Consider the following 9,201-nt stretch of genomic DNA (forward strand, 5'->3'; position numbering starts at 1 on the left):
CCAGTAGTCAGCGATCGCCTGTGCCAGTTGCGTCAGTTATACAGTACTAAGGTACTAGTAGTTAGCGATCGCCTGTGCCAGTTGCGTAAGTCCTGGAAGTAATACGCAGTTACACACCTCAACTACAGGGTGACATTCCCGTAATTGTGATGGAATTTGTTTCCGATACACAGGAGACAGAGTATTCTATCAAAGCGACATATCCCCCAGGAAAATGGTTTTTCTACGAGCGCATTTTAAAAGTACCAAACTACATCATCTTTGAACCAGATAGCGGCAGTTTAGAGATGTATCGCTTACACACAGAACAGTACATCTTGCAAGAACCTGATGAAAATCAACGCTATTGGATAGCCCAAATGAATCTTTACCTTGGGGTATGGCAAGGTACTCGTGAAAATCGTGTAGGAAAGTGGTTACGGTGGTGGGATGAACAAGGAAACCTTTTGCCTTGGGGTTCCGAGTTAGCCGAACAGGAAGGCCAACGTGCCGAACAAGAACGACAACGTGCTGAACGACTAGCAGCACAATTGCGGGCGGCAGGAATTGAGCCAGAAGATTAGACTTCCGTAAATAATTCAGGTTTGCTAGATTAGCAAATTTTTTGCTAATCTAGCATTTTTTTAGAAAGATGAAATTTTAAATAATACCAATTACAGCCAAAAGTTGAGAGTGTTTTTGTTAATTAGGGGTTACTAATATTACCAAAACTAAGGCTAATTTATTCCCGTTAAAACTTGAAAGTTATTATTAATAATTTTCAAATTTGTAGTTGACAAGTATAATTTTATACCTTAATATGAAGACATGATAAAGGCGATCGCCTAATCCCGGAAAGAAGAATGCGATCGCCCTTATCTAGCCCCTTTATCAGGAGACAAATACAATGATGGCACAATTACAAAAGTCTGCCCAATCACAGTTAAAGCAATACCTGGGTGAAAATTTAGATACACCCACCCGCAAGGAATCAACTGCACAGCCATTTCCCAACAGAGAACCGATTAAGCATCTACTGATTGGTTCTCCCAAAGCCGTTAGCAGTACAATTCACTACTTGCAGGTAATTGGCTATGCTAGTGTAGGAGATTGGAGTCCACTGCTACCAACCGCCAACCCTGGTGAAGTCATGAGTATTTTAAGCCGTCAAATTTTAACGCAATAACCCCTATCTAACTTAGATTCCCGACTTTTTTGAAAAGTCGGGGATCTGAAGATTGCTTAAAGTTTAAGCTTGGGAAAAGAAGTCGTTGCAAATTAGGAACATGGTATTTGATTGGGATGAAGAAAAAGCCAGAAGCAACCTTGTCAAGCATAATGTTTCTTTTGATGAAGCTACTTCTGTGTTTGACGATCCGCTGTTTTTAACCTTTGCCGATCCAGAACACTCCCTTCAAGAGCAACGTTTCATTATGGGAGAATCAGCCAAAGGGCGATTACTAGTTGTCGCTTATACTGACCGTGCAGGCATCACGCGATTAATTAGTGCCCGTCCAGCTACCCGTAAGGAACGCAAAGCTTATGAGTCAGACCTTTGAAATGGATGATGACTTACGTCCTGAATACGACTTTAATCAACTCCCAGTTATAGCGCGGGGTCAAGGACGCAAACGATCCACCCTAACTGTCCAGTTAGATCCCGATGTAGCAGCAATTTTTCCAGATTCTGGGGCAGTTAATGAAGGGCTGCGCCTATTGATAAGATTGATTCAACAAACATCATCCCAAGCGGGTGTACAGTCTGTAGCTACATCAAAAGAGGCATAGCTATTAGCCTCAACTGATGAATTATTCTCGCTTTTGCTAATCACGCTCCCCTATCATATTGTCGAGCAAAAGCGATGTCTACGACGGGCTATTCGGCGTCGCCCCATTTAGTCTAAAAATGCGATCGCCATAGGTTGATTACGATTGAATACACTGCTTATTGTAGGCTGCATCAAAATTGCCTCAAATATGCTTTGCCAAAAACTGAGATTTATGTCAGCACCAGTTAGACTGCAAAATTTTACCCTGCAACCACCAAAAGATTTTAATTCTAGTGTTAGCGATCGGGTGAATGAGGCAATTATGAAGGGGATGGCGTTAAATTACAAGTTCCGTCCCCAGTCCGTGCAGCAGTGGTTGGATTTGTTAGAAGTTGGGACAATAACTCCGACACAACCAGTAATACCTACTTTCCAATCTAAAATCCAAATTCCAAAATCCCCAACACTGGTAGTAGCGGTTCCTGAGACCTGGGAATGTGTAAACACCATTAAAAGTCATTCCAAAGAAGTTAATTCCGTTGCATTCAGTCCGAATGGGCAGATTTTAGCTAGTGGTAGTCATGACAAAACTATCAAACTTTTGGAAATGCAAACTGGTAAAGAAAATAAACAAGTGGAAAAGCTAGCAATTAGGTGCTGATGAACAGGGTAAGTTAATCGTAGTCAATGAAGCATTAGGAGAATCTGCGGAAATTAAGTTGTTACTATAACCCTATTTTGATTATGAATTCTTCTCCCCACTATATCCCTCAATCTGATCCGCCGCTTCCTCCTTGGGAAACCCTACCAACGATGTATGATTTACCAAGTGACAACCCAGAGGAACCAGGTTTGCCAGACGATTTTCACTTTTTACAGCCCCTACTTTTATACTTAACTTTTCAGCCAATTAACTGGAATCCAGAATTAGTTTATAGTGCGGCTGACCTTAATCTCTACTATGATTTACAGCATCCTTTGTGGTATAAACGCCCAGATTGGTTTGGTGTAGTAGGCGTACAAAAATTATACAAAGGGCAAGACTTACGGTTAAGTTATGTAACTTGGCAAGAGCCAGCAAACCCCTTTGTGGTTGTTGAGTTATTATCCCCAGGTACGGAAGACGAAGATTTAGGGACAAGAAGAGAAAGTGCAGCAGATAAACCTCCTAGCAAATGGGAAGTTTATGAGCGAATTTTGCGGATTCCTTACTATGTTGTTTTTAGTTGCTACACTAATGAACTTCAGGCTTTTCAGTTAGTCGGCGGTCACTATGAACCGATGAACTTGACTGAAGGGCGCTTACTAATGCCAGAGATAGATTTAAGTTTAGGCTTATGGCAAGGTTCATTTCAAGATATTGAAAGGTTGTGGTTAAGGTGGTTCACCTTGGCGGGAGAATTAATTCCCGCACCCACAGAGGAAGCTGCTGCTGCAAATGAACGAGCTATCATTGCAGAACAAGAAGCTATAGAAGCTAAACAAGAAGCTGCTCAAGCCAAACGAAAAGCAGAACAATTAGCAGAACGTTTGCGTCAGTTAGGCATAAATCCTGATGAACTAAATGAATTATTGTAGCTTCAGGATTTTTTTCTAATACGGAGGATAATTTTCTGCTTTTGAGGAATCATCTATACTGAAAACTTTCATAGCTGATGCCGAAACAGCTATCTCATAATGAGATTAGTTCTCAATACTGCTCGGTTAAGGAGAAATAGAGGGTAAAACAAAGAAAATCTTGTTCGCGTAAAATATACGCGAACAAGATGAATAATTAGACTTACTTTTTCTCTTTCAGAAAAATTTTGGAACAACCCGTACACGATCGCTCCATCCATTCAGCTATCGCCAGCAAGTCACAGCGAAGCGATCGCACCTACCCATCTCTTCACTGCTCCACTGTTCAAGAGAATAGAAGCTGTAGTGCTTATTCTGCATAACTTAGAGCTTTTCTTAGTGCCATTCGTATTAGAGGCTTTATCTGTAGCCGACTTTTAGCGAATTGGAATACCCCCCTTGACAAAACAAAACTGTTTCGTTTATCCTGATTTTATCAATACGAAACTGTTTCGTCTGCTCAAACTAACTCAGCTGAAACAAAAATGAAGGAAAGTACAAATGCAATCTCCAGCAAAGAAGAGGTGGGTGTACTAGCATCGAGCCAAATAGAAGGAATTTACAGCACTTTTCAAGTGCATAAGCACCAGATTTTTTGGTGAGAGCCGCGCAGAGTGGCGCTCTCACTAAAAGTGCGAAGCACTGTAAGCAGACTAAAAGCAATCATCTATTTTGAGATAGGAAAGGATTGATACACGCTATGAATAACCAAACGACCACCGATGACCGCCAGGTATTGATTGTGGGTCTGGGCATCGCCGGGATGGCAAGCGCCATTCACCTCCACAAACTCGGCTGGCAGCCCGTGATTATCGAACGGGCATCAGCGCGGCGGACTGGCGGCCACTCCTTGTGGCTCTTTGAGGCTGGGGAAGCGACGGCTAAGCGGCTGGGGATTCTGGACAATTTGACCGATCGGACAGACCCCAACTCTCCTACCTATGAAATCAACCGGGAGGATGAGCGGCGCAAAGGGTTTAATGGTTTTCAGCAGGGGCGGAAATTGTTGCGCGGTGATATCGAACAGGCGCTCTTTGAGCAGCTTCCACCGAACGTGGATATTCGCTTCGCCACCACGCCAACGTCGATTGCCCAGGATGCAAACAGCGCGACAGTGACCCTTAAGCATCTTCCGACGAACGTTGAAACGACGGAGCGATTTGACCTCGTCCTGGGTGCCGACGGCGTGCGCTCCACCGTACGCAAGTTGGCGTTTGGTCCCCACGAAGACTATCTGGAACCGCTGAACTATATGATCGCCACCGTTAGGCTAAGCAAGCCCCTGGAGGGCTACAGGGAAGACGAAGGCTTGATTCTCGTCGAGGCGGGTCGGTCCGTGTGGGTCTTCGCCTATACCGACGACAACGGTACAGTTCTGTTCTCCTACAAAACCAATGACGTGCGTGAGGAGTTCTCGCGCAAGCCGATCGAGTCGTTGCGGCGTGCCTTCGGGGAGCAACCGACTGGCTCGCTGCTGGGGCAGCTCCTCGACCAGTACGAGGCAGCAGATGATGCCTCGTTTGCTTCGGTTGATCAAGTCAAGATGGACAGATGGCACAACGGGCGTGTCGCGCTGGTCGGTGATGCCGCATGGTGTCTGACGTTATATTCAGGCATGGGGGCGTCAACCGCCCTGTCAGGAAGCGAACTGCTGGGAGATATGCTCGAAATCTACCCGGACGACCTGGAGCAAGCCTTCAACAATTGGGAGGAGCGGCTGCGTCCCTTCGTGGAAGCGGTACAACGTGATGCGTTGACCGACCGGGTCATCTTTACCCCGGAGAGTGAAGTGCAGCGGGTATTGCGCGCCACGGTCTTTTCCCTGATCTCGTTGCCAGCTCTGGCGCGCGTTATCGAAGGAATGAACAGCAGCAAGGAATTGAAATCTTTCGATATTGTGGCACGCAGTATGCCGACTCAGGGCGGCATAACGAAGCCCGTCCGCATAACGAATGTCGATACGGTTCTTGTGGCCGAGTTTGACCACGACCCCAGGGCGACTCAAGCGCTCTCCGTGCTCAAGCAGGCTGCGGCGAATGGCCAGGTGGTGCTGGCGCGGGCAGGCGTTGTGAAGCGGAGCGCACAGGGCGAGTGGCAGCTGCTCGATCAGTACAGCGCGATCGATGAACGGTCAGGTACCAAGGCTGGTGGGTTAGTTGGGACGCTCCTTGGCGCGTTGGCCGGACCACTTGGGACGTTGATTGGCGGTGCCACCGGTGCGTTCATTGGGGCAGCCCGGGACAAAGCAGAGGTGGCGTATGACGAAACGGTGAAGGATCAATTAGTGGAGCTAGTCCAACCGGGCACAACCGCGCTAATTGCGGGCATTGGCTTTGGCGCGAACGATGTGGTTGACGGTGAGATGCGCCAGTTGGGTGGCGTGGTCAAACACTTTGCCGCCAACACGCTGAAAGCCGCTATTGATGCTCAGGTGGAGGTGAAGCGGGTGGCCGACCGTGCGGAGCGTCAACAGCAGGCCCAAGCCTGGTTCGGGAACCAGCGCCAGCAGTTTGACGAGGTGTGGAACGAAGTCCGCCAAAAAGTACAGGCGGCCATTGCTGAGTCGCGCGGTAAGCTCTGACCATCTCGAACACGTAAACCAGCTGGCACAGTTGTTTAATAACACAATCACAAAGGAGTTACAAGTGAAAAAACTAGAAGGAAAAGTAGCTATTGTTACAGGTTCGAGTCGTGGAATTGGCAAAGAGATCGCGATGAAATTGGCGCAAGAAGGCGCTAAAGTGGTCGTCAACTACAGTCGTAGCCCTGAGAAAGCTGAAGAAGTTGTCAACCAAATCAAGCAACAGGACGGTGAAGCTACGGCAATCCAAGCAGATATGAATCAGGTTGACCAAATTCAGCAGTTGGTTACTTCTTCAGTTGAGAAGTACGGTCAACTCGATATTCTAGTCAGTAATGCTGGGATTGAGCATTTCGGAAAGCTGGAGGAGATCACCCCCCAAGATTTCGAGCGGGTGTTCAGTGTGAATGTTGCCGGCCAACTGTTTGTTACGCAGGCTGCGGCGCCCCACCTTTCGTCCGGTGGACGGATCGTGCTGACTTCCTCAGTCAGTGCTCGGTTTGCGGCCTTCTATCACACGCTCTACGCTGCCAGCAAAGCAGCAGTTTCAGCAATGGTACTCAACTTGGCTCCTGAGTTAGGAGAACGTGGAATCACCATCAACGCGATCGCCCCTGGCGGCACAGCAACGGACATGGCGCAAGAGAATGCCGAGCGCTACACCCACCCGGCTCTACAAAACGTATCGCCCGATGCTTTGCTCAAGAGTCAGATAATATTGCAGCGTCTGGCTCAACCGGAAGAGATCGCCGCTGCGGTGGCATTTCTAGTCTCCGATGACGCCTCATACATCACAGGCAGCACGCTCGCGGTTGATGGCGGCATGTTCTAAGGCTAAGGGACTTCCAAAAAATAAATTATCCAAAAAAAACAAGAAACAATCTCTCAATCAGAATAATAATCATTCTGTGATTGGGAAGATAAAGGGTTGCCAATGGCAACCCTGCTTGAAATAATTACCAAGCCCCTTCGGGGCGGGAACAGGGAACTCTTAACAGGGAACAGAAAAAAAATTAGCCCCGAATACAGGGTTTAAAGCCCCTAAATTTATTTATGAAAAGAGATAAAAATATTTGAAACGAGATGGCGTCAGCCACGATGTTTCAATGTGTCCTTGTACAAATCCCCTGATTTTAATTATGGGGATTTCCCTGTTGCCTGTTGCCCGTTCCCTGTTCCCTTTTAAGTCTTACCCCATTTAAAATCAAACCTCTTTGACTTTCATCATCGGATTGAATGTCCCATTTCAACATCAGCCCTTCCGTGTAATCTATGGAGCAAGGACACTCGAATCTCGCTCCTACCATGTATTACATGGAAAAACTGCTCTATTTACACGCTAGACCCAGCGATAGTTCGGCTCTTTACCTGTCTGTTTAGCAATATTATGCCCGGAAGTTGTACTAGTTATGTACTACTGTTTGCTTTCATCGGCGACCACAGAGCGGGCAGTTATGCTGTTTCGGACTCCAGTAGCCTGCGCTATTCGCTTGCACTGAGTTCGTCAAACGCCCTATGCCAAAAGCGATCGCTACGGTCGTTAATTAATATTTACCAAGAAGCTTTTGCTGTGGCTCCTTGCAAAATATCAGGATTATCTGAGCTTTTTCTTCTGATCATGCGGGAAGTAATGAAGGCGATCATGAGAGACTTTACGGTTTCAATAATAGTATATAAATTGATCTTCTTACTTTCCATCAATAGTCGGAATAAATCAAATGTTCCGGCGATACCAAACAAAGGAAATCTATCGTCTACTATTGGGATAATATTGTGCTTACCATAACATAATTCCAAGCTCTTACAGCCTGAATTCCATCTATAAATTTGCTCCATCCAAGCAGCTTTCAGGGAATTACTGATAGTCCTCTCATCTATATTAGGAGACCTATTTATAGATATAGCATCCAGAGAAATATTGAAACCGAAACCAGCGTGATAGGCTAATATAGTAAGCTGTACATCCTCAATTCTTATTCCTGGATATCTTTTACTAATTATCACTAATAAACTGATCATTGCATCTGTTTTAGCAACAATACCACTTCCAGTACTCCACTTGTAACCAGAAAATCTCCCATGTACAGCATTTAAAAACAAATGGATAGGAGGTACTTCCTGACTAAAGTCAGGTAGAAGAATTTCTACATCATCCAGGAAAGATTTTCGATAAACTACAAATTTATTACGTGTACTCAGAATATCGATTTGTGGACTTTTTTTCAACTCATTAACTATTAACATCAAGCCATTAGCATCTAACTTAGATTCCACTCCTGAATATTTGGAATCTATTAAAAACTGAGTTTCAGCATCAAAAGTTACTACGAACTCAGGAGGTATCCATCCTTTCTCTATACTTTTTAATAGTAATGAGCCATAAATATCGCCTAAGACTCTGATCTTACCTGATGAGTGTAGACTAACTTTTTGGTGAACAATAAATATTCTATGTTGAGAATATTCCGGATAAATATTATCTAAGTAATAAGGCTCACCCATGCATTTTATATTGTCAAATATCCTAGCTGGAATATTATTCGTAGTTTTTGCTTCGGTATACAAATGAATAATTTGGAGATTTGACAGTAATTTCAAGCATTGAATTAATTTTGGACATTCAAAACCATGATTCAGTCCAATAATGATATCCCCTTTCATTCCCATACCAGCGATTTGCTGAATAATTTTAGGAATGGTATAAGGTAAAAAGCTATCAGCTTCATTAGCAGCGGAGACAACTCCTAATATCCTTGTATAATTAAAACTATTCTTGGTTTTAGAGATGATAGATTCTCGACTTTTTTTGACAGCTTTAACATCTAATCTCAAGATGTTATTTTGCTTACTTTTTAATAGAATTTTTTTCTTTTTTAAGGATAGGTTTTGACTGGCAGAGATTCTCAGCAATTTATTCAGAAGCATATTTCTAAAAAGTTCTATGAAAATGTTTAGACCCCATTATTTCTAACTGTTTTATTAATCTAAAATAGTAGTCATCCTAACATTCTATCAATTTATTTGCACCCCATATCTGTCCCCCATTCTTGTGTATATTCTATCGCGTGGCTTCTGTTGTGTTCCCTGGTAGCTTTGGTGGCTGTGGAGCGGCTTAAAGAATTACTCATCAAGACTATACTCCTAAACCCTTAGACTACAGTCACCAAACACCTCGCCCCGTGGAAGCCCCCGGATTCATCCGTGGGGGCAAGGGGCAGGCGAATTTATTCGCCGTCACGTCTTTAAAAACCATAA

The 9,201-nt window shown here is 44.6% G+C and carries 8 protein-coding genes and 1 pseudogene; 8 read left to right on the forward strand and 1 reads right to left on the reverse strand.

Translation table 11 applies throughout. From position 1 onward, the window contains the following. Window positions 1-95 precede the first annotated feature (95 nt). The 8 genes and pseudogenes from V7K67_RS21615 to V7K67_RS21650 form a co-directional block, all read left to right on the forward strand. Window positions 96-563: pseudogene (locus tag V7K67_RS21615) on the forward strand (Uma2 family endonuclease); the annotation flags it as partial. A 323-nt stretch (window positions 564-886) separates the two neighbouring features. Then, entirely contained in the window at window positions 887-1,165 is a 279-nt protein-coding gene (locus V7K67_RS21620; RefSeq protein WP_099102210.1) for a hypothetical protein, read from the forward strand. 100 nt (window positions 1,166-1,265) lie between these two features. Then, entirely contained in the window at window positions 1,266-1,538 is a 273-nt protein-coding gene (locus tag V7K67_RS21625; protein WP_334729918.1) for a BrnT family toxin, read from the forward strand. After that, window positions 1,522-1,767 (forward strand): hypothetical protein, encoded by a 246-nt coding sequence (locus V7K67_RS21630; protein WP_335168347.1) that lies wholly within the window; start codon window positions 1,522-1,524, stop codon window positions 1,765-1,767. The genes V7K67_RS21625 and V7K67_RS21630 overlap by 17 nt, the downstream gene beginning before the upstream one ends. A 213-nt stretch (window positions 1,768-1,980) precedes the next feature. Next, window positions 1,981-2,409 carry a WD40 repeat domain-containing protein gene (locus tag V7K67_RS21635; RefSeq protein ID WP_334729920.1) on the forward strand — a complete coding sequence of 143 codons (429 nt, stop codon included), beginning with the start codon at window positions 1,981-1,983 and terminating at the stop codon, window positions 2,407-2,409. A gap of 83 nt (window positions 2,410-2,492) precedes the next feature. After that, window positions 2,493-3,326 carry a Uma2 family endonuclease gene (locus V7K67_RS21640; RefSeq protein ID WP_335168349.1) on the forward strand — a complete coding sequence of 278 codons (834 nt, stop codon included), beginning with the start codon at window positions 2,493-2,495 and terminating at the stop codon, window positions 3,324-3,326. Window positions 3,327-4,065: 739 nt separating this feature from the next. After that, window positions 4,066-5,946 (forward strand): FAD-dependent monooxygenase, encoded by a 1,881-nt coding sequence (locus V7K67_RS21645; RefSeq protein ID WP_334729922.1) that lies wholly within the window; start codon window positions 4,066-4,068, stop codon window positions 5,944-5,946. Window positions 5,947-6,010: 64 nt separating this feature from the next. Continuing rightward, window positions 6,011-6,778 carry an SDR family NAD(P)-dependent oxidoreductase gene (locus tag V7K67_RS21650; protein WP_334706768.1) on the forward strand — a complete coding sequence of 256 codons (768 nt, stop codon included), beginning with the start codon at window positions 6,011-6,013 and terminating at the stop codon, window positions 6,776-6,778. Window positions 6,779-7,497: 719 nt separating this feature from the next. Here the strand turns inward: V7K67_RS21650 and V7K67_RS21655 are convergent. Then, window positions 7,498-8,871, reverse strand: coding sequence for a hypothetical protein (locus V7K67_RS21655; RefSeq protein WP_334729923.1), 1,374 nt, complete (start codon window positions 8,869-8,871; stop codon window positions 7,498-7,500). Window positions 8,872-9,201: the final 330 nt, after the last annotated feature.

It is taken from the genome of Nostoc sp., from assembly GCF_036917155.1.
Taxonomy (GTDB): domain Bacteria; phylum Cyanobacteriota; class Cyanobacteriia; order Cyanobacteriales; family Nostocaceae; genus Nostoc.